This is a genomic window from Streptomyces sp. NPDC058221, from assembly GCF_042882365.1.
GTDB lineage: Bacteria > Actinomycetota > Actinomycetes > Streptomycetales > Streptomycetaceae > Streptomyces.
Genome location: NZ_JBHVWF010000082.1, coordinates 17,155 through 37,153, shown reverse-complemented (window position 1 = coordinate 37,153; position 19,999 = coordinate 17,155). Strand labels below are relative to the sequence as shown.

Sequence of the window (19,999 nt, the reverse complement as noted above, 5' to 3'; positions counted from 1 at the left end):
GGGCTTGATTCCGCCGCCCATCCAGCCTCGCCGGCGTTTGAGGCGCGGGGTCCGGGGCGGAGCCCCGGTTACGGGCTGCCCCGCGCCACGATCTCGCGGGCCAGCACCGCGAGATCGGCCAGCGCCGGATGCCCGGGGCCGTCGCGGCGGGCAAGCAGCACCGGGACGGTCGGCGCGTCACTGAGCGGCCGGTAGGCGACACCGGCGTGCGGGTGCATCTCGGCCGTCGAGGCGGCCGAGACCCCGGCGCCCCGGCCCGCCGCGATGGCGGTCAGCCAGTCGTCGGTGTTGGCGACGGTGAGCGTCGCGGCCGGCCGGAGGGCGGCCACAGGTCCGGGGTGGTGGTGCCGGAGACGGTGTTCAGGACCACGGTGCCGGTCGCCAGATCGGCGAGCCGGAGCACGGTGCGAGCGGCGAGCGGGCCGTCCGCGGCCACGGCCGCGACGCGTTCTTCGTCGAACAGCACCTCGGTGAGGAGGCCGGGCGCCCCGACGGGCCCGCGCAGCAGCGCGGCATCGACCTCGCCGCGGGTCAGCCCGGCCGTGCGGTCGTCGATCCGCAGCAGTTCGAGCGGGGTCTGCGGGTGACGCTCCTGCCAGCCGCGGAGCAACGGTGTGGTGTACCGGCCGAACGCGGACCAGGCGTGTCCCAGCCGCAGCGGCCGGCCCCGCAGCCCGCCGGGGTCGAGCGCCGCGTCGAAGGCGGCGACCGCGGCGGCCGCCCGGTCGCGGAAGGCGGCGCCCTCGGGGGTGAGGACCAGGTGGTGGGTGGAGCGGTCGACCAGCCGGATGCCCAGATGCTGCTCCAGCGCGGCCAGGGTCCGCGAGACGGCGGGCTGGGTCAGCCGCAGCCGGGAGGCGGCCCGGGTGACGCTGGACTCGTCGGCGACGGCGAGGAACGCGCGCAGATGCCGGATCTCGACCCCGCGTCCGGCGCCCCGGCCCGTCTCTTCGTCTGCTCCGGCGCCCCGGTGTGCGCCCTGTCCAGTGCTCATGCGCGGGAAGCATAACGGGAGCCCAGTCGGCATTTCACGTGCCGCGCGGAGGTCCCTACGGTAAGGGGATGGGCTGCATCGCATGAGTGCAGTATCTTCAATTGGGTAGTGCACTGTGTTGAACTGTTGTCCGTGCCGTCATAGTTTCGAGAACCCAGGAAGTCAGGCCACAGGTGAACGACCAGGGCACCGCCGCAGAACAGGCCGCAGCCGTCGCCGTACCCGAGGCGGCCACCGCACTCGGTGAACCGGGCGCACCGGACGGACCGGCCCGCGCCTCAGGCCGCAGAGCGGCACTGGCCCCGATCGCGCTGGTCGTGGCGGGCGGCCTCTCCGTCCAGTTCGGCGCGGCGGTCGCCGTGCTGCTGATGCCGAAGGCCGGGGCTCTCGGAGTCGTCACGCTGCGACTGGCCGCTGCCGCGCTCGTCCTGCTCGTCGTCTGCCGCCCCGGGCTGCGCGGCCACTCGCGCGCCGACTGGGGCACCGTGCTCACGTTCGGTGTCGCGATGGGCGGCATGAACACGCTCTTCTACCAGGCCGCCGACCGCATCCCGCTCGGCGCGGCCGTCACGCTGGAGGTGCTCGGCCCGCTCGCCCTCTCGGTGTTCGCCTCGCGCCGCCTGGTCAACGTCGTCTGGGCGGCCCTCGCACTGGGCGGGGTGATCCTGCTGAGCGGCGGGGGCTTCGACCGGCTCGATCCGGTGGGTGCCGCCTACGCGCTCGGCGCGGGGGCCATGTGGGCGACGTACATCATCTTCAGCGCCCGCACCGGCCGCCGCTTCCCGCAGGCCGACGGTCTTGCCCTGGCGATGGTGGTGGCGGCCGTGCTCTCGCTGCCGCTCGGCATCATGGAGTCCGGCTCGAAGCTGCTGGTCCCCAGCACGCTCGGCCTTGGCGCGGCCGTCGCCCTGCTGAGCTCGGTCCTGCCGTACACCCTCGAACTCATGGCGCTGCGCAGGCTGCCCGCGCCGACCTTCGCGATCCTGATGAGCCTGGAACCGGCGATTGCGGCCATGGCCGGTTTCCTCATCCTCGACCAGGCGCTCTCCACCACGGACGCCCTGGCCATCGCCCTGGTCATCGGGGCGAGCATGGGTGCGGTGCGCAGCCAGGTCGGCAGCCTGCGCAAGGCCGGCGGCTGACCCGCAGGCGTCGGCACCGCTGGTCATCGCTGCGACCGGACCGACGTGACCAGGCTGTTCGCCGTGACGAGGCCGAGCCCGGGAACGGCTCGGCGCAGCGTCCGCACCGCTCGTACGTGGTCACTCGCCGGGTCGACACCGGCGGTGCGCAGCACCCGGCGCGCCCACTCCCGGGTGCGCTGCTCATCGGTCGTCGCCCAGTGCTGCTCCACGATCGCCAGCGCCGCGCCGAGCCCGGCCCGCTGCCGGGCGTCAGCGGTCTCGCGGGCGATGACGAGTTCCGCTCGGACCGTGTCCAGATCGTGCAGGACGAGGATGGGCGATTTCTTGACGGTCATGGGGCGCTTCCATCTCTTCCGGATGCCATCAGGGGCTGCGGACCACGGGCTGCGGGCTACTGCGCGACCTGGGCGCTGACGCTGCGGACGGCCTTGACGGCCAGGTCGGCCCGGTCGAGGTAGATGTAGTGGGCGCTCTTGGCGGCGGTGCTGAGCTTGCTGCGGTTGGAGACGGCGGTCCACTTGTGCTGTCCCGCGGACCACACCTTCTCCAGGCCGTCGCCGTACACGGGGAACTGGCCGAGGTACTTGGTGCCGTGCTGGATGACCTCCACCGGGATGTCCCCGGCCGAGCGGACCTCGCCGTCGGGGAAGGCGAGCTTCTCCTGGTTCTGTCCCTCGCCTGCCGCGACGGTCCCCGCGCGGAGCTCGGCGGTCTTGCCGGTGGCCGACTTGGGGATGACCTTCTCGATGTCGCCGCTGTTCGTCGGCGAGGTGGCGTCCATCAGCACCAGGCCCTTGACCCGGTCCTGGTGCTCGGGGGCGTACCGGGCGGCGAGCAGCCCGCCCAGTGAGTGCCCGGCCAGGACGACCGGAGCGTCGTCGGCGACCTCGTCGAGCACGCCGGTGAGGATCTTCCCGCCGGCGGCGATGGACTGGACACCGGCCGGCTTGTCGCTCTCGCCCTCGCCGAGCCGGTCGTAGGAGCAGACCCGGTCCTTCTCGCTCAGGGTCTTGCGGAAGGCGGCCGTCTTGTCCAGGCCGTCACCCAGCCCCGCCATCACCATGACGACCGGCTTGCCGTCCGCCCGGCTGCCGGAGCAGGTGACGTTCACCGAGTGGCCGTCGACGTCGATCTTCTTCGTCCCGGAGAACGCCTCCTCGCCGGTGTGCTTCTTCGCGGAGTCCCTCAGCGACAGGAGCGGCTCCCTGAGGGGGCCGTCCGTGCAGGCCAGCACTCCCGCACCGACCACGGCGAGGGTCAGCGTGGTGATGACGGTCTTCCTGATGATGCGCGCCATGACGGACTCCGAACAGAGAAAGGAATAAGGGGAGTTGTTCGTTCTTCGTGCTCTGCGGCCGTGTTCCTCCGCTGACCTGAACGCTACGGAGACGGCGGCCCGGAATCGTCACCTCACGGTGCGCACCTTCGTGTAGCTCGCACGGGGGACAGCCCCGCCGGAAGGCGCCTGAGGTGAGCGTCCTCGGGGGACAACCCCCGCCCGCCCACTGGCTTCAGTGCCACCGCCGACAGGCGTGCCAGACGGATTCTTCGGCCGGTCGCGATTCCGAAGGATTGGGCCTACAGGCAGCCCCGCACCTCAAGTCCCCGAAGGATCAGTCATGTCGCGCATTTCCCTGAAGCACCGGTCCACGTACCGCGCTCTGTCGGCTCTCGCCCTGCTGACCCTGACTGTCGGGGCCGTCACGGCCTGTGGCGAGAACGACCCCGCCCCCGAGCAGTCCGCTTCGCACCCGGCGAAGCCCGCGGCCTCGCATCCGGCCAAGGCGTCCGCCTCGCCGGCAGCCGGCCGGCCGGGCGTATCGAAGCTGCGCATGATCACCAACGACGGTCACCGCGTGGCCTTCCACGTCACGCAGGGCAAGGGCCGCACGATCGTCCTGGACTCGGGCGGCGGCGAGGACTCCTCCTACTGGAACGACCTCGTCCCCGAGCTCCACGCGGACACCGGCGCCACCGTCATCACGTACGACCGGCCCGGTCTCGGCAGGAGCGATGTGGTGCCCGGCGCGTGGAAGGTGGAGAGCGCCGTCAGCGACCTCAAGGCGGGGCTGGAGCAGCTGGGTGCCACCGAGAACGTGACCCTGGTGTCCCACTCCCAGGCGGGGGAGATCGCGAACTACTTCGCCAAGGAGAACCCGAAGATGCTCTCCGGCGCCGTCCTGGTCGACGCCAATCTGCCCCCGCTCTTCACGGACGAGGAGATCGCCCGTCTCGTGGCGGCGAGCGGGCCGCAGGTCGACGCCGCGAAGAAGGACCCCGACGACCCGCGGAACCGCCAGCTCCTCTCCACCGCGGAGAACTACGTCCCGACGCACCGGGCCTTCCACAAGGTCGCCTGGCCGGCCACGGTGCCGGCCACGGTCATCGTCTCGGAGAAGACCCCGCTCGAAGCGTCCCCCGTGGATGCCCAGCGCTGGCGCGACGCCGCCGCCACGTTCGCGAAGAGCGGGCCCGACCGGACGCTCGTCACCGCCGAGGGCAGTTCCCACGACGTCCCGAAGGACCGCCCCGACCTCGTGCTGAAGGAGATCGAGGGCATGGCCGCCACACCGGCGAGCTGAACAGCGGCTCCACCGGGGTCTGTCCGGCCATGATCGCCGGGCAGGCCCCGAGTGCGCCGTTCAGCCCCGCCGGCCGCTTGCCGGGCCGGCTCCGGGGGCCGGCCGGCGGTACGAGAGGTGCGCGGACAGGGCGCGGAGGAAGTCGGGCGCGTCGAAGACCGCACCTGCGGAGGCGACACCGGCCGTTCTGGTCCGGCCCGTGAGGATCCGCTGAACCGCTTCCACCACGAGCGGCGCGCTGACGGCGTAGATGTCCTGACCGCTCACCACCGCGCGCCGTTGCGCACCGCCCGAGCGCACGACGACGTCGACGAGGAAGGTCTGCGCGGAGCGCCCGAGCCCGTCGACCGCGGTCGGGGCCGGTGTGTCCGGAGCGGCCAGGTCCGTGGCCGCCTCGACCGTCATATAGGTGCGGACCTCGGGGACGGACAGATGGCTGGGGACGGTGACGACGTCGGCCATGGTGAACTCCCCGATCACGGACCGGGCCCCCATCGGGTCGGGGAAGGGCCACTTCAGCGCCGGCGGCGCGTCATCGCGGTACTCCAGCCGCCCGTTGCGGTACACGACGCGCCGGCCCTCCCTGCGCTGCCCGGAGACGGCGCCCGCGACCCGGGTCCCGGCGGTGGGGTGCCAGCTGCTCAGCCCGTACGCGACATGGGCCTCGTCGGCCGAGACCCAGTCGCCCATCGCCGCGGTGACCAGCAGGTCGCCGAGGCCGCCGAAGAAGGCCATCGCGGGGATCACCACGATCCCCGCGGCGGCGGCGCGGTCCGCGAAGTGTGCGAACGTGTCGAGATTGGCCTCGATCTCGGCGGCCACGTCCACGTACGGGATCCCGGCGCGCAGTGCCGCCTCGATCACCGGGGCGGCCGTCGTGGCGAAGGGGCCGGCGCAGTTGACCACGGCAGCCGCACCGGCCAGGGCCCGGTCCAGTGCGGCCGGGTCGTCGACCGCGGCCGGCCGGACGCCGAGCCCCGGACGGACCGCGGCGAGCGCCCGCAGCTTGTCCGCGTCCCGCCCGGACAGCACCGGGACGAATCCCCGGTCCAGCAACTCCGCCACCACGAAGCGCCCGGTGTGCCCGTAGGCGCCGAACACCGCAACAGTCTGACCCGTGCCCATCGGTTCTCCCGTGCTCGATCGGTCAACTGTGCTTCATCCTGGCGGCGGCGGCAGGTTCCATGTGAGTGTCCGGAACGCCATGGTGCGTACAGTTCCGGACATGGGTACTGTCGCGCTGGCCGTCACCGACGGGATGCTGCACTTCGAACTGGCCGTGGCGTACGAGGTCTTCGGCGGCGGCCTGACCGGCGCGGCCGAGCCCTGGTACAGCCTCGCCGTCCACGGGCCGGGCGCCGTGCGGGTCGGCAGGTTCCGCCTGGAGCCCGACCACGGACTCGACCGGCTCCCGTACGCCGAAACGGTGATCGTCCCCGGCTGGGCCCGGGTGGACGAGGATCCACCCGCCGACCTGGTGGACGCGGTGCGCGCCGCCCACGAGGCGGGCGCGCGGGTGGTCTCCCTGTGCACGGGCGCGTTCGTCCTGGCCGCCGCCGGTCTGCTGGACGGCCGGCGTGCGACCACCCACTGGGCGCACACCCGGGCCCTGGCCGCCCGCTACCCCCGGGTGGAGGTCGATCCCGACGTGCTCTACGTGGACAACGGCAGCGTGCTCACCTCCGCAGGCAAGGCCGCCGCGATGGATCTGTGCCTGCATCTGGTCCGCCTCGACCACGGCTCGGCGGTCGCCAACACCGTGGCCCGCCGCCTGGTCGTGCCCCCGCAACGGGCCGGCGGGCAGGCCCAGTTCGTCCCCGCCCCGGTCCCTGCCCAGGACGACCATCCCCTCACCGAGCTGCTCCCCTGGGTGACCGCACGGCTCGACCGCGCACTGACCGTGGAGGACCTGGCCCGCCAGGCGAACATGAGCTCGCGCAACCTGGGCCGCCACTTCAGGTCGGCGACCGGCACCACCCCGCTGCAATGGCTGCTCACCCAGCGGATCCGACGCGCCCAGGAACTGCTGGAGACCACGGCCGACAGCATCGCCGCCATCGCGACGGCAACCGGCATGGGCACCGCCACGACGCTGCGCCGTCACTTCAACCGCACCGTCGGCGTGCCCCCTGACGCCTACCGCCGCACCTTCCGCGGTGCGCGGCCCGACGCCCGCTGACGAGCCGTACAGGGCCGGTCAGGGACGGTCGGGGCCGTCAGGCCAGGCCCGCTCCGATCGCGCGCCGCACCGCGTCGGCGCGGTCCTTGATGTCCGCCTTGGCGAAGAGGTTGTTGATGTGCGTCTTCACCGTGGCCTCGCTGATGAAGAGCTTCTCCGCGATGGCCCGGTTCGGCAGGCCCTGGCCGATGAGGGTGAGGACCTCGCGCTCGCGGGGCGTGATGTCGGCGGGCAGCGTCTGCCCGGGCGCCGGGGGTTTGGTGCGGACCGTGGCCAGGAGGCGGTCCTGGACCTCGCGGTCGAGTACGGACTGTCCCGCCGCGGCGGCGCGGATCGCGCGGGTGATGTCCTGGCGCCCCGCGTTCTTGGTGAGGTAGCCGCGGGCCCCGGCGCTCAGGGCGGCCAGGATCGAGTCGTCGTCGGCGAAGGTGGTCAGGACGACGACGGCCACGTCCGGGTGCTCGTCGGTGAGCCGCCGGGTCGTCTCGGTGCCGTCCATGACGGGCATCCGCAGGTCCATGAGGACCACGTCCACCGGTCCCGCGGCGACCGCGGCGAGCACCTCGGTACCGTCGGCGGCGGCCGCGACGACGTCGATGTCATCGGCCAGGCCGAGGACCGCGGCCAATGGCTCGCGCACGGCGGCCTGGTCGTCGGCGACGACCACCCGCAGCCGCTGGGTGCTCCGTGTCGGTTCGGTCATTCCGGAATCACTGCCTCCACCTGCCAGCCGCCCTCGTCCGGTCCTTCGGTGACCGGGCCCGCGGTGATCGTCCCGCCCAGCAGGGCGACCCTCTCCCGCATGCCGATCAGTCCCATTCCGCTGCCGACGGCCGCGCGCACCGCACGGGTCGCCGGACTGTTGCGGACCTTCAGTGTCGTCGACGCGGCGTCGAACGTCAGCTCCACACGGACCTCGCTGCCGGGTGCGTGCCGCGCGGTGTTGGTCAGCGACTCCTGGGCGATCCGCAGCAGGTTCTGGGTGACCCGGGACGACACGTCGCGGACGGTCCCGGTGACGGTGAGGGCATCGCGGTGGCCGGAGGATTCGATCAGCGCGGTCAGGCTCCCGACCAGGGGCAGGGCGTCCTCGCGGAGCGTGTGCACGGTCCACTGGGCCTGTTCCAGGCTCTGCTTGACCAGGCTGTGCGCCTTCTGGTTGGCCTCGCGGACCTTCTCCAGGTCGCCGGCTTCGATCAGGGCGTCCGCCAGTTCCAGCTGCATGTTGATGCCGGCCAGTGAGTGGGCGAGGACGTCGTGCACGTCGCGGGCGATCCGTCCGCGCTCGGTGAGGACGGCGGCCTGGGCCTCGGCGCGGGCGGCCCGCTCGGACGACTCGGCGGCGTCGATCACCGCCCACACGGCACGCTGACGGCTGCGGTTGACGATACCCATCACGACCGGGGCGCCTGTGGTCAGTCCGAGGGCCCAGGCCAGCTCGTGGTGTCCGGGGCCGAAGTGGAAGTACAGGACGCCACCGCACAGCAGACTGCTCAGCGCCGCGAGGGTGACGGCCTGCCTGACCGGCAGCCGGAATCCGGCATGGCCCACCAGGAAGTACGCGAAGAGATAGCTCGAACCGCTGCGGCTGACACTGATCAGGGCGGCCGCGGCGACGATGGCGAGGGTCAGCCAGATCAGGGACGCACGGGGCGGGACCTTGGCCTCGGGCAGATGCCGGGCCGCCAGCGCGAGGGAGTTGACCACGAGGAGCACGGCGACCGCGAGACCCCGGCCGCTCAGGCCGAGCGGGCGGACCGTCGCGAAGGCGGCGGCGATGACGAACAGGGTCAGGACCCACTGCACACGGGGGTCCTGACCGGTGACGGCCCGGAGACCGGACCTCCCCTGCGGGGAGGCGCCCGGTCCGGGGGCGTTCTGCGTTGTGGGCCCGTTCTGCTCTTCGGGGGCGCTCGGTGCTTCGGGCACGGCGTGACCATAGCCCACGGTCAGGCCGTACGGTCAAAAGCGGGGGCGGGCTGCGTCGCCGTGACACCGGCACCGTGCCGGTCGACCATCCGGCTCCGGATGAAGATCGTCGCGAGCCGCGTGATGACCTCGGTGAGCGCCATCAGGACGAAGGCGGCGACCCAGGCCTGATCCGTGGTGATGTGGTGGGCGATGCTGAACCGCGCCACGTCGTCCGCGCCCCCGCCGTGCGAGACCCAGATCTGGAAGCCCATGCGGGCGCCCATGCCGAGCACCCACAGGATCGCGGAGATCGCACCGGCCTTGATCAGCAGGTGTCCGCCCACGGCCCGGACCCGGGTGTAGATGCCGCCGGCGATGCCGAGGGCCGCGCCGACGGCCATCAGCGCGCCGATCAGCACCAGGTCGTTGCCCGCGGTGGGCACGCTGTGGAGGTACGAGTGCGCCACGAAGGCCACGATCCCCAGCGGGATCAGGAAGGTCTTGAGGTCCAGCCGGCCTTCCCGCAGCTGCCGGAAGACGACCAGGACGAGGGCGATGTCGGTGATCCAGTCGGTGGTTGTCATGCCCTCAAGACTGCTGTCGCGCGGTCTCTCGCACCTGGACCCATGGGTGGAACGAGAGGTGGAGATCGGCGGCCGGAACCGGGCGACGACCTGATCCGAAGAAACAATGCAAGCACGCTTGATTGTTTTCCGTCCCGCTGGCAGGCTCCGGGACACACCGCCACGCCCCGAGGGGAGCGCACCGTGTCCGATGCCTCAGCCGTGCTCGACGATCTGCGCAGCGAGAGCGAGGAACTCGACCTGCTGGTAGCCGGGTTGAGCGCCCGGCAATGGGCGGCGGCGACGCCTGCCGCCGGGTGGACCGTCGCCCATCAGGTGGCCCATCTGAGCTGGACCGACGAGGTCGCGCTGCTCTCCGTCACCGAACCGGAGCAGTTCGGTGACGAGGTCGCGAAGGCGATGCGGGACCCGGAGGGTTTCGTCGACGAGGCCGCCGCCGAGGTCGTGGCGGCGTACGCACCGCCTGCCCTGCTGACCCACTGGCGCGACGGGCGGCAGCGGCTCCAGGAGGCCCTGCGCTCGGCCCCCGCCGGGACCCGCTTCCCCTGGTACGGGCCGCCGATGAGCGTCGCCTCCATGGCGACCGGCCGCCTGATGGAGACCTGGGCGCACGGACAGGACGTGGCCGACGCGCTCGGCGTCACCCGCACTCCCACCGCCCGGCTGCGGCACGTGGCAAGGATTGGGACGCGGGCACGCGACTACGCCTTCCTCGTCCGGGGGATGACGGCACCCACGGAGGAGTTCCGGGTGGAACTGGAGGGGCCCGACGGTGAGTTGACCGCCTACGGACCCGCGGACGCCGCCCAGCGGATCACCGGCCCGCTGCACGACTTCTGCCTGCTCGTCACCCAGCGCGCCCACCGCGACGACCTCGCCGTGCGGGCCGAGGGCGCCGAGGCCGAGGTGTGGCTGGACATCGCGCAGGCCTTCGCCGGGCCCGCCGGACCGGGGCGTGCCCCGAAGGACGGTTCCGCCGGACCGGGACGCGCCCCGCGGCGGGGGAGCGGCGCATGACCCCGGGGGCGGACGCGCAGCCCCCGCCGCTGCGGATCGGCAACGCCTCCGGCTTCTACGGCGACCGCTTCGACGCCGTGGGCGAGATGCTCACCGGCGGGCCCCTCGACGTACTCACCGGGGACTACCTGGCCGAGCTCACCATGCTCATCCTCGGCCGCGGCCGGCTGAAGGACCCCGGGCGCGGCTACGCCACCACCTTCCTGCGCCAGCTGGAGGAGGGGCTCGGGCTCGCCCGGGAGCGAGGGGTGCGGATCGTCACCAACGCGGGCGGCCTCAACCCGGCCGGACTGGCCGACGCGGTCAGGGAGTTGGCCGACAAGGTGGGGGTGCCCGTGTGCGTCGCCCATGTCGAGGGCGACAGCCTCCCGGTGCCCGAGGGATACCTCACCGCCAACGCCTATCTCGGCGGCGCCGGCATCGCCGCCTGCCTGCGGGCCGGCGCCGATGTCGTCGTCACCGGCAGGGTCACCGACGCCGCGCTCGTCACCGGCCCCGCCGCCGCCCGCTTCGGCTGGGGACCGGACGACCACGACGCGCTCGCCGGAGCCGTCGCCGCCGGGCATGTGCTGGAGTGCGGCACCCAGGCCACCGGCGGCAACTACTCCTTCTTCCGGGGCCACGACATCCGCCGTCCCGGCTTCCCCGTCGCCGAGATCCACGCCGACGGGACCTCGGTCATCACCAAGCACGACGGCACCGGCGGCGTCGTCGACCTCGGCACCGTCACCGCCCAGCTGCTGTACGAGACCGGCGGCGCCCGGTACGCGGGCCCCGACGTCACCGCCCGGCTCGACACCGCCCGGCTGTCGCCCGACGGCCCCGACCGGGTCCGGATCTCCGGAGTGAAGGGCGAGGCCCCGCCGCCGACCCTCAAGGCCGGGCTCACCCGGCTCGGTGGCTGGCGCAACGAGGTCGTCTTCGTCCTCACCGGGCTCGACACCGAGGCCAAGGCGCAGCTGGTGCAGGACCAGTTCGCGGATGCGTTCGCACGTGCCGGACGGCAGCCGGACGAGGTGCGGTGGGAGCTCGCCCGCACCGACCGGGCCGACGCCGGCACCGAGGAGACGGCGAGCGCCCTGCTGCGGCTCGTCGTCCGTGACCGGGAGCCGGACGCCGTCGGGCGCGCCCTGTCCGGCGCGGCGATCGAGCTGGCGCTCGGCAGCTACCCGGGCTTCCATGTCACCGCCCCGCCCGGAAAGGGCGCGCCCTACGGGGTGTTCGAGGCCCGGTACGTACCGGCCCAGGACGTGACGCACGTCGCCGTGCTGCCCGACGGGCGGCGCGAGGCGCAGGAACCGCCTGCCCGGACGCAGGCTCTCGAAGAGGTCGAACCGCCCCCGCTTCCGGAGCCGTTGCCCGCCGGCCCCACCCGCCCTGCCCCGCTCGGGCTCGTCGCGGGCGCCCGCAGCGGCGACAAGGGCGGCGACGCGAACGTCGGCGTATGGGTCCGCAGCGAGGAGGCGTGGCGGTGGCTGGCCCACGAGCTGACCGTCGAGCGGTTCCGCGAACTCCTCCCGGAGACCGCCCCGCTCACCGTCGTACGCCATGTCCTGCCGAACCTGCGCGCCCTGAACTTCACCGTCCACGGGCTCCTCGGCGAAGGCGTCGCCGCCCAGCACCGCTTCGACCCGCAGGCCAAGGCCGTGGGGGAGTGGCTGCGCTCGCGCCGGCTGGAGATACCCGTGGCCCTGTTGGACAGCTCACCGGAGGTGCACGCATGACCGTCCTGCCCACCGGGCTCGACACCGCGAGCCCCGACTACACCGCCCACCGCGCCGCCATGCTCGACAAGCTCGCCGAACTGGACGCCGCGCACACCGGGGCGCTGGGCGGCGGCGGTGAGAAGTACGTCGAGCGGCACCGCTCGCGCGGCAAGCTGCTCGCCCGGGAGCGCATCGAGCTGCTGGTCGACGAGGACAGCCCGTTCCTGGAGCTGTCGCCGCTGGCCGCCTGGGGGAGCGACTATGCGGTCGGCGCCTCGCTCGTCACCGGGATCGGGGTGGTGGCGGGGGTGGAGTGCCTGATCACCGCCAACGACCCGACCGTACGCGGCGGCGCCTCCAACCCCTGGACGCTGAAGAAGGCCCTGCGGGCCAACGAGATCGCCTTCGCCAACCGGCTGCCCACCATCAGCCTGGTGGAGTCGGGAGGCGCCGATCTGCCCTCGCAGAAGGAGATCTTCATCCCCGGCGGGGCGCTCTTCCGCGATCTCACCCGGCTCTCGGCCGCCGGCATCCCGACCGTGGCCGTCGTCTTCGGTAACTCCACCGCCGGCGGGGCGTACGTCCCCGGGATGTCCGACCACACCGTGATGATCAAGGAGCGGTCCAAGGTCTTCCTCGGCGGTCCGCCCCTGGTGAAGATGGCGACCGGGGAGGAGAGCGACGACGAATCGCTCGGCGGCGCCGAGATGCACGCCCGCACCTCCGGTCTCGCCGACCACTTCGCCGTCGACGAGCAGGACGCCCTGCGCCAGGCCCGCCGCATCGTCGCCCGCCTCAACTGGCGCAAGGCGCACCCCGATCCGGGCCCCGCCGAACCGCCCAAGTACGACGAGGACGAACTGATCGGCATCGTCCCCGGCGATCTGAAGGTGCCCTTCGACCCGCGCGAGGTGATCGCCCGGCTCGTCGACGGCTCGGACTTCGACGCGTTCAAACCGCTCTACGGGACGAGCCTGGTCACCGGCTGGGCCCGGCTGCACGGCTACCCCGTCGGCATCCTCGCCAACGCGCAGGGCGTGCTGTTCAGCGAGGAGTCGCAGAAGGCCGCGCAGTTCATCCAGCTGGCCAACCAGCGCGACATCCCGCTGTTGTTCCTGCACAACACCACCGGCTACATGGTCGGCAAGGAGTACGAGCAGGGCGGCATCATCAAGCACGGCGCGATGATGATCAACGCGGTGTCCAACTCCAAGGTCCCGCACCTGTCCGTGCTGATGGGCGCCTCCTACGGCGCCGGGCACTACGGCATGTGCGGCCGCGCCTACGACCCGCGCTTCCTGTTCGCCTGGCCCGGCAGCAAGTCCGCCGTCATGGGGCCGCAGCAGCTGGCCGGGGTGCTGTCGATCGTCGCCCGTGCGTCGGCCGCCGCCAAGGGGCGTCCGTACGACGACGAGGCGGACGCCGGACTGCGCGCCATGGTCGAGCAGCAGATCGAGGCCGAGTCCCTGCCGATGTTCCTGTCCGGGCGGCTGTACGACGACGGGGTCATCGACCCGCGCGACACCAGGACCGTCCTCGGGATGTGCCTGTCCGCCATCCACACCGCACCGGTCGAGGGCGCCCGCGGCGGCTTCGGCGTCTTCCGGATGTGAGGGTACGCATGATCAGCACTCTGCTCGTGGCCAACCGGGGCGAGATCGCCTGCCGGATCTTCCGTACCTGCCGTGCGCTCGGCATCGCCACCGTCGCCGTGCACTCCGACGCGGACGCCGACGCGCTGCACGTACGGGAGGCCGACACCGCCGTACGGCTGCCGGGGGCCGCCCCCTCCGACACGTATCTGCGCGGCGACCTCGTCGTCGCCGCCGCCCTCGCTGCGGGCGCCGACGCCGTCCATCCCGGGTACGGCTTCCTCTCCGAGAACGCCGGATTCGCCGCCGCCGTGCAGGACGCCGGGCTGCTCTGGGTCGGCCCGCCGGTCAAGGCCATCGAGCTGATGGCGTCCAAGACCCGGGCCAAGGAGCTGATGGCCGCCGCCGGGGTGCCGCTGCTCGCTCCCGTCGACCCGGCCGGGGCCCGTACCGAGGACTTCCCGCTGCTGCTCAAGGCCGCGTCGGGCGGCGGCGGACGCGGGATGCGGATCGTGCGGGAGCCGGCCGATCTGCCCGGCGAGCTGACCGCCGCCGCGGCCGAGGCGCTGTCCGCCTTCGGGGACGGGGAGGTGTTCGCCGAGCCGTACGTGGAACGCGGCCGGCACGTCGAGGTCCAGATCATGGCGGACGGCCACGACGGCGTCTGGGCGCTCGGCACCCGCGACTGCTCGCTCCAGCGCCGCCACCAGAAGGTCATCGAGGAGGCCCCCGCGCCCGGTCTCGACGACGCGCTGCGGGACGGGCTGCACGACGCTGCGGTGGCCGCCGCGCGGGCCGTCGACTACCGGGGCGCGGGCACCGTCGAATTCCTGCTCGCCGACGACGGGCGGCCGTACTTCCTGGAGATGAACACCCGACTCCAGGTCGAACACCCGGTCACCGAGGCGGTGTTCGGCCTCGATCTCGTAGCCCTGCAACTCCGCATCGCGGAGGGTGAACCGCTGCCATCCGTCCAGCCTCCGCAGCCCGCCGGGCACGCCGTCGAGGCTCGGCTCTACGCCGAGGACCCGGCCCGCGACTGGCAGCCACAGACCGGAGCACTGCTCTCGCTCGACGTACCGGACGAACCGGGGGTGCGCCTGGACACCGGATACACCGGCGGCGACACCGTCGGCGTGCACTACGACCCGATGCTCGCCAAGGTCGTCGCCCACGCCCCCACCCGTACCGAGGCCGTACGCCTCCTCGCCCGCGCCCTGGAACGGGCCCGGATCCACGGCCCGGTCACCAACCGCGACCTGCTCGTCCGCTCCCTGCGCCACCCGGACTTCGTGGCAGCCCGCCCCGACACCGGCTTCTACGACCGGCACCTCGCCGCCCTCACGGAGGCACGGGACGACCAGGACCCGCGTACCGCCGCGACCGCGGCCGCTCTCGCCGGGGCCGCCCGCCGCGCCACCACCGGTGGCGTCGCCCGCTTCGGCGCCTGGCGCAACCTCGCCTCGCAGCCCCAGGTCCGGCGCTACCGCGGCGAACCCGACGGCCATGAGCACGAGATCACCTACCGCACTACCCGTGACGGATTCAGCACAGGGCCCGGCCTCCGCGTCGTCGCCGCCCGCCCCGACCGCGTCAGCCTGGAAACCGGCGGCGTCACCCGGCACTTCACCGTGACCACCGACCGGGACCGGGTGTACGTGGACACCGCCACCGGCTCGTACGCCTTCACCGCCCTGCCCCGCTTCACCGACCCCGCCGAGCGGACCGAACCCGGCTCGCTGCTCGCCCCGATGCCCGGCACCGTCGTCCGCCTCGCCGAGGGCCTGACGGCCGGGGCCGCCGTCGAGGCCGGGCAGCCGCTGATCTGGCTGGAGGCGATGAAGATGGAGCACCGCATCCTCGCCCCCGCCTCCGGCACCCTCGCCGCGCTCCATGCCGCACCGGGCCTCCAGGTGGAGGTAGGCGCGCTGCTCGCCGTCGTCACCGAAACCGCAGACCCAGTTGAGGAGTCCGCATGAGCACCGTCCTCGAAACCGAAGAGCACCAGGCCCTGCGCGCCGCCGTCGCCGCCCTCGGGAAGCGGTACGGGCGCGACTACATGACCTCCGTCGTCCGCGACGGCGCCCACCCCCACGAGCTGTGGACCGAGGCCGCCAAGCTCGGCTACCTCGGGGTGAACCTCCCCGAGGAGTACGGCGGCGGCGGCAGCGGGATGGCTGAACTCTCCATAGTCCTGGAGGAGTTGGGTGCGGCCGGCTCGCCGCTGCTGATGATGGTCGTCTCACCGGCCATCTGCGGCACGGTGATAGCCCGCTTCGGCACCGACACCCAGAAGCGGCAGTGGCTGCCCGGTCTCGCCGACGGCAGCCTCACCATGGCCTTCGGCATCACCGAGCCCGACGCGGGCTCCAACTCCCACCGGATCACCACCACCGCCCGCCGGGACGGCGAGGAGTGGGTGCTCAACGGGCGCAAGGTCTTCGTCTCCGGCGTCGACATCGCGGATGCCACCCTGATCGTCGGCCGCACCGAGGACGCCAGGTCCGGCAAGCTGAAGCCCTGCCTGTTCATCGTCCCGCGCGAGGCCCCCGGGTTCCAGCGGTCACAGATCGACATGGAACTCCAGGCGCCGGAGAAGCAGTTCGAGCTGGTCCTGGACGACGTACGGCTGCCCGCCGAGGCGCTCGTGGGCGACGAGGACGCGGGTCTGCTCCAGCTTTTCGCCGGGCTCAACCCCGAACGCATCATGACCGCAGCCTTCGGTATCGGCATGGGCCGGTACGCGCTGGGCCGCGCCGTCGAGTACGCCAAGACCCGCCAGGTGTGGAAGGAGCCCATCGGCGCCCACCAGGCCATCGCACACCCCCTCGCCCAGGCGCACATCGAACTCGAACTGGCCCGGCTGATGATGCAGAAGGCCGCCCGGCTCTACGACGACGGCGACGACATCGGGGCGGGCGAGGCCGCCAACATGGCGAAGTACGCCGCCGGAGAGGCCTGCGTCAAGGCCGTCGACCAGTCCGTGCACACCCTCGGCGGCAACGGCCTCACCCGCGAATACGGTCTCGGTTCCCTGATCACCGCGTCCCGGGTGGCCCGGATCGCACCGGTCAGCCGGGAAATGATCCTGAACTACGTGTCCCACCAGTCCCTGGGCCTTCCCAAGTCGTACTGACGGGGAAGCCGCCCCAACTCCCGCCGACGCGGGTCTCCCCAGGACGTCCGGCAGCCGACATCCTGTCTCTCCACGCGGCACAGGACCGCCCGCAGGCCCGGGGCGGTCCGCCCGCCGCTTCGCACGTACCTCTCTCCACGCGTCGTACGGGGCCGGCGTCACTCCCGCCGGTCCCGCCATTCCGCATCGAAAGGGACTCCCCGCCATGGTGCACGTGTTCCGGAGCGACTACCCCGACGTCCAGCCACTCGACACAGCCATCCACGACGCGGTACTCGGACAGGCCGCCGCGGAGTTCGGTGACACGGTCGCCCTGATCGACGGGACGGACGACACCCGCCGGATCACCTACCGGCAGCTCGACGACTTCCACCGGAAGATCTCCGCCGGGCTGGCCGCCGCCGGACTCGTCAAGGGTGACGTCCTCGCCCTGCACAGCCCGAACACCATCGCCTACCCGGCCGTCTTCTTCGGCGCCACCAGAGCCGGGGCCACCGTCACCACCGTCCACCCGCTCGCCACGGCCGAGGAGTTCGCCAAACAGCTCCGCGACTCCGCGGCCCGCTGGATCGTCACCGTCTCCCCGCTCCTGGACACGGCACGCCGCGCCGCCGAACGCGTCGGCGGCATCGAGGAGATCTTCGTCTGCGACCAGGCGGAGGGACACACCTCGGTCCTCGACATGCTCACCACCACCGCCCCCGAACCGATGATCACCATCGACCCGGCCGAGGACATCGCCGCGCTGCCGTACTCATCCGGCACCACCGGCACACCCAAGGGCGTCATGCTCACCCACCGCTCCATGGCCACCAACCTGGAACAGCTGCGCCCCTTCATCCCCATGGGCACCGGCGCCCGCATCCTGGCCGTGCTGCCGTTCTTCCACATCTACGGGCTCACCGCCCTGATGAACGCACCCCTGCGGACCGGCGCCACCGTCGTCGTCCTGCCGCGTTTCGACCTCGGCCAGTTCCTCACCGCGATCCAGACGCACCGCATCACCGGCCTGTACGTGGCCCCGCCGATCGTCCTCGCCCTCGCCAAGCACCCGGTCGTCGACCGCTACGACCTCTCCTCGCTGGAGTACATCGTCAGCGCCGCCGCCCCGCTCGACGCCGGCCTCGCCGCCGCCTGCTCCCACCGGCTCGGACTGCCGCCCGTGCGCCAGGCGTACGGCATGACGGAGCTGTCGCCCGGCACGCACGTCGTGCCGCTCGCCGCCGAGAACCCGCCGCCCGGGGCCGTCGGCACCCTGCTGCCCAGCACCGAGATGCGCATCGTCTCCCTCACCGCCCCCGAGGAGGACGCCGGAACCGACACCGACGGCGAGATCCTGATCCGCGGGCCGCAGGTGATGAAGGGCTACCTCGGTCGCCCCGACGCCACCGCCGACATGATCGACGGCGACGGCTGGGTGCACACCGGGGACATCGGAAGGGTCGACGAGGACGGCTGGCTCTTCGTCGTCGACCGGGTCAAGGAACTCATCAAGTACAAGGGCTACCAGGTCGCCCCCGCCGAACTCGAAGCGCTGCTGCTGGGCCACGCGTCCGTCGCCGACGCCGCCGTCATCGGTGTGTACGACGCCGACGGCAACGAGGTCCCCAAGGCGTACGTCGTCCGTCGGCCGGACACCGCCGACCTCACCGCCGACGACGTCATGGCGTACGTCGCCGAGCGCGTCGCCCCGTACAAGAAGGTCCGCCGGGTCGAATTCATCGAGGCCGTACCGCGCGCGACCTCCGGAAAGATCCTGCGTCGCGAACTGCGCGAAAGGGAGAAGCAGCAATGACCCTCGCCCCACCCGCCCGCGACCGGGGCATCACGACCCTCACTCTCGACTCCCCGGCCAACCGCAACGCCCTGAGCGCCCGCCTCGTCGCCGAACTGTCGGCCGCCCTGGCCGCCTGCGCGGCCGACGACAGCGTGCGGGCGGTGGTCCTCACCCACACCGGCAACACGTTCTGTGCGGGCGCCGACCTCAAGGCCCCGGCCGACCCGCACGCGTTCGTCGCCCTGATGCGGCAGATCGTCGCCCTGCCCAAACCGGTCGTCGCCCGCGTCACCGGCCACGTCCGGGCCGGCGGCCTGGGCCTGCTCGGCGCCTGCGACATCTCCGTCGCCGGTCCCGGCTCCTCCTTCGCCCTCACCGAATCCCGCCTCGGCCTCGCCCCCGCCGTCATCTCCCTGCCCCTGCTGCCCCGCCTGGACCCCCGCGCGGCAGCCCGTTACTACCTCACCGGTGAACGCTTCGGCGCGACGGAAGCCGCCCGCATCGCCCTGATCACCCTGGCCGCCGACGACGTGGACGAAGCGCTCATCCCCGTACTCGAAGGACTGCGCAGGGCCTCACCGCAGGGGCTGGCCGCATCGAAGGAGCTGGTCACGGCTACTGTGCGGGAGACTTTCGACGAGCACGCCGAAGACCTCATCGCCCGCTCCGCAGCGCTCTTCGCCTCCGACGAGGCACGGGAGGGGATGACGGCCTTCCTGGAACGACGGGATCCCGCATGGCTGCTGTGACGCCCATGAGCCCCAAGTCCCCCAAACAGGACCGCAGCCGAGCCACTCGCCGCCGCCTCCTGGAAGCCGCGGTCTCCTGCCTCGCCGAACACGGCTGGGCAGGCTCCACCGTCTCCGTCGTCGCCGAACGCGCGGGCGTCTCCCGGGGCGCCGCCCAGCACCACTTCCCGACCCGCGAGGACCTGTTCACCGCAGCCGTCGAATACGTCGCAGAGGAACGCTCCGCCGCCCTGCGCGCGCTTCCCGTCCAGGACCGCACCGCCGTCGTCGCCGCCCTCGTCGACCTCTACACCGGCCCGCTGTTCCGCGCCGCGCTCCAGCTCTGGGTCGCCGCCTCCAACGAGGAACAGCTCCGCCCCCGCGTCACCGAACTCGAAGCCCGCGTCGGCCGCGAGACCCATCACATCGCCGTCACCCTGCTGTGCGCCGACGAATCCCGCCCCGGCGTCCGGGAAACGGTCCAGGGCCTTCTGGACATGGCCCGCGGCCTGGGCCTGGCCAACGTCCTCACCGACGACACCGCCCGCCGCCGCAGGGTCGTGACGCAGTGGGCGGCCCTGCTGGACGAGTCGCTGGGCTGAGCTGTGGCGGGGGGCTGCGCCTGTCCCCGGATATCCTTCTCCGTCC

General features: G+C 72.5%; 17 protein-coding genes and 1 pseudogene. 11 read left to right on the top strand and 7 right to left on the bottom strand.

The window, feature by feature from the left end; genetic code table 11:
- Positions 1 to 68: 68 nt before the first annotated feature.
- Positions 69 to 994: pseudogene (locus ACFVW8_RS24300) on the bottom strand (LysR family transcriptional regulator).
- A gap of 173 nt (positions 995 to 1,167) precedes the next feature.
- On the opposite strand from ACFVW8_RS24300, the gene ACFVW8_RS24295 reads away from it, so the two are divergent.
- A complete protein-coding gene (locus ACFVW8_RS24295) occupies positions 1,168 to 2,136 on the top strand; it encodes a DMT family transporter (protein WP_389693356.1) in 969 nt (322 codons plus the stop codon).
- 23 nt (positions 2,137 to 2,159) lie between these two features.
- On the opposite strand, the gene ACFVW8_RS24290 is transcribed toward ACFVW8_RS24295, so the two are convergent.
- Positions 2,160 to 2,474, bottom strand: a complete 315-nt coding sequence (locus ACFVW8_RS24290) for a hypothetical protein (protein WP_389693354.1) — start codon at positions 2,472 to 2,474, stop codon at positions 2,160 to 2,162.
- A 56-nt stretch (positions 2,475 to 2,530) separates the two neighbouring features.
- Positions 2,531 to 3,436 carry an alpha/beta fold hydrolase gene (locus ACFVW8_RS24285; protein ID WP_389693352.1) on the bottom strand — a complete coding sequence of 302 codons (906 nt, stop codon included), beginning with the start codon at positions 3,434 to 3,436 and terminating at the stop codon, positions 2,531 to 2,533.
- Between the two features lie 322 nt (positions 3,437 to 3,758).
- Between ACFVW8_RS24285 and ACFVW8_RS24280 the strand changes: the two genes are divergently transcribed.
- Positions 3,759 to 4,721, top strand: coding sequence for an alpha/beta fold hydrolase (locus ACFVW8_RS24280; protein WP_389693350.1), 963 nt, complete (start codon positions 3,759 to 3,761; stop codon positions 4,719 to 4,721).
- A gap of 60 nt (positions 4,722 to 4,781) precedes the next feature.
- On the opposite strand, the gene ACFVW8_RS24275 is transcribed toward ACFVW8_RS24280, so the two are convergent.
- Positions 4,782 to 5,846: a saccharopine dehydrogenase family protein gene (locus ACFVW8_RS24275; RefSeq protein ID WP_389693348.1), complete on the bottom strand. Its 1,065-nt coding sequence runs from the start codon at positions 5,844 to 5,846 to the stop codon at positions 4,782 to 4,784.
- Between the two features lie 100 nt (positions 5,847 to 5,946).
- Between ACFVW8_RS24275 and ACFVW8_RS24270 the strand changes: the two genes are divergently transcribed.
- Complete coding sequence (locus tag ACFVW8_RS24270; RefSeq protein ID WP_389693346.1) at positions 5,947 to 6,900, top strand: helix-turn-helix domain-containing protein; 954 nt, start codon at positions 5,947 to 5,949, stop codon at positions 6,898 to 6,900.
- A 37-nt stretch (positions 6,901 to 6,937) separates the two neighbouring features.
- Here the strand turns inward: ACFVW8_RS24270 and ACFVW8_RS24265 are convergent, their stop codons facing one another.
- From ACFVW8_RS24265 to ACFVW8_RS24255, 3 genes are all read right to left on the bottom strand, one after another.
- Positions 6,938 to 7,603 (bottom strand): response regulator, encoded by a 666-nt coding sequence (locus tag ACFVW8_RS24265; protein WP_389693344.1) that lies wholly within the window; start codon positions 7,601 to 7,603, stop codon positions 6,938 to 6,940.
- Complete coding sequence (locus ACFVW8_RS24260; RefSeq protein WP_389693362.1) at positions 7,600 to 8,706, bottom strand: sensor histidine kinase; 1,107 nt, start codon at positions 8,704 to 8,706, stop codon at positions 7,600 to 7,602. The genes ACFVW8_RS24265 and ACFVW8_RS24260 overlap by 4 nt, the downstream gene beginning before the upstream one ends.
- 143 nt (positions 8,707 to 8,849) lie before the next feature.
- Positions 8,850 to 9,395, bottom strand: coding sequence for a hypothetical protein (locus ACFVW8_RS24255; RefSeq protein ID WP_389693342.1), 546 nt, complete (start codon positions 9,393 to 9,395; stop codon positions 8,850 to 8,852).
- A gap of 183 nt (positions 9,396 to 9,578) precedes the next feature.
- Between ACFVW8_RS24255 and ACFVW8_RS24250 the strand changes: the two genes are divergently transcribed.
- From ACFVW8_RS24250 to ACFVW8_RS24215, 8 genes are all read left to right on the top strand, one after another.
- Positions 9,579 to 10,412 carry a TIGR03084 family metal-binding protein gene (locus tag ACFVW8_RS24250; RefSeq protein WP_389693340.1) on the top strand — a complete coding sequence of 278 codons (834 nt, stop codon included), beginning with the start codon at positions 9,579 to 9,581 and terminating at the stop codon, positions 10,410 to 10,412.
- Positions 10,409 to 12,136 carry an acyclic terpene utilization AtuA family protein gene (locus ACFVW8_RS24245; RefSeq protein WP_389693338.1) on the top strand — a complete coding sequence of 576 codons (1,728 nt, stop codon included), beginning with the start codon at positions 10,409 to 10,411 and terminating at the stop codon, positions 12,134 to 12,136. Before ACFVW8_RS24250 ends, ACFVW8_RS24245 begins: the two co-directional genes overlap by 4 nt.
- Positions 12,133 to 13,731: an acyl-CoA carboxylase subunit beta gene (locus ACFVW8_RS24240; protein WP_389693336.1), complete on the top strand. Its 1,599-nt coding sequence runs from the start codon at positions 12,133 to 12,135 to the stop codon at positions 13,729 to 13,731. Before ACFVW8_RS24245 ends, ACFVW8_RS24240 begins: the two co-directional genes overlap by 4 nt.
- 8 nt (positions 13,732 to 13,739) lie before the next feature.
- On the top strand, positions 13,740 to 15,689 hold the full coding sequence (locus tag ACFVW8_RS24235; protein WP_389693334.1) for an acetyl/propionyl/methylcrotonyl-CoA carboxylase subunit alpha: 1,950 nt from the start codon (positions 13,740 to 13,742) through the stop codon (positions 15,687 to 15,689).
- Positions 15,686 to 16,846 (top strand): acyl-CoA dehydrogenase family protein, encoded by a 1,161-nt coding sequence (locus ACFVW8_RS24230; RefSeq protein WP_389693332.1) that lies wholly within the window; start codon positions 15,686 to 15,688, stop codon positions 16,844 to 16,846. Before ACFVW8_RS24235 ends, ACFVW8_RS24230 begins: the two co-directional genes overlap by 4 nt.
- 205 nt (positions 16,847 to 17,051) lie before the next feature.
- Complete coding sequence (locus ACFVW8_RS24225) at positions 17,052 to 18,641, top strand: 4-coumarate--CoA ligase family protein (RefSeq protein ID WP_389693330.1); 1,590 nt, start codon at positions 17,052 to 17,054, stop codon at positions 18,639 to 18,641.
- Positions 18,638 to 19,372, top strand: coding sequence for an enoyl-CoA hydratase family protein (locus ACFVW8_RS24220; RefSeq protein ID WP_389693328.1), 735 nt, complete (start codon positions 18,638 to 18,640; stop codon positions 19,370 to 19,372). Before ACFVW8_RS24225 ends, ACFVW8_RS24220 begins: the two co-directional genes overlap by 4 nt.
- Positions 19,360 to 19,953: a TetR/AcrR family transcriptional regulator gene (locus tag ACFVW8_RS24215; RefSeq protein ID WP_389693326.1), complete on the top strand. Its 594-nt coding sequence runs from the start codon at positions 19,360 to 19,362 to the stop codon at positions 19,951 to 19,953. Before ACFVW8_RS24220 ends, ACFVW8_RS24215 begins: the two co-directional genes overlap by 13 nt.
- Positions 19,954 to 19,999: the final 46 nt, after the last annotated feature.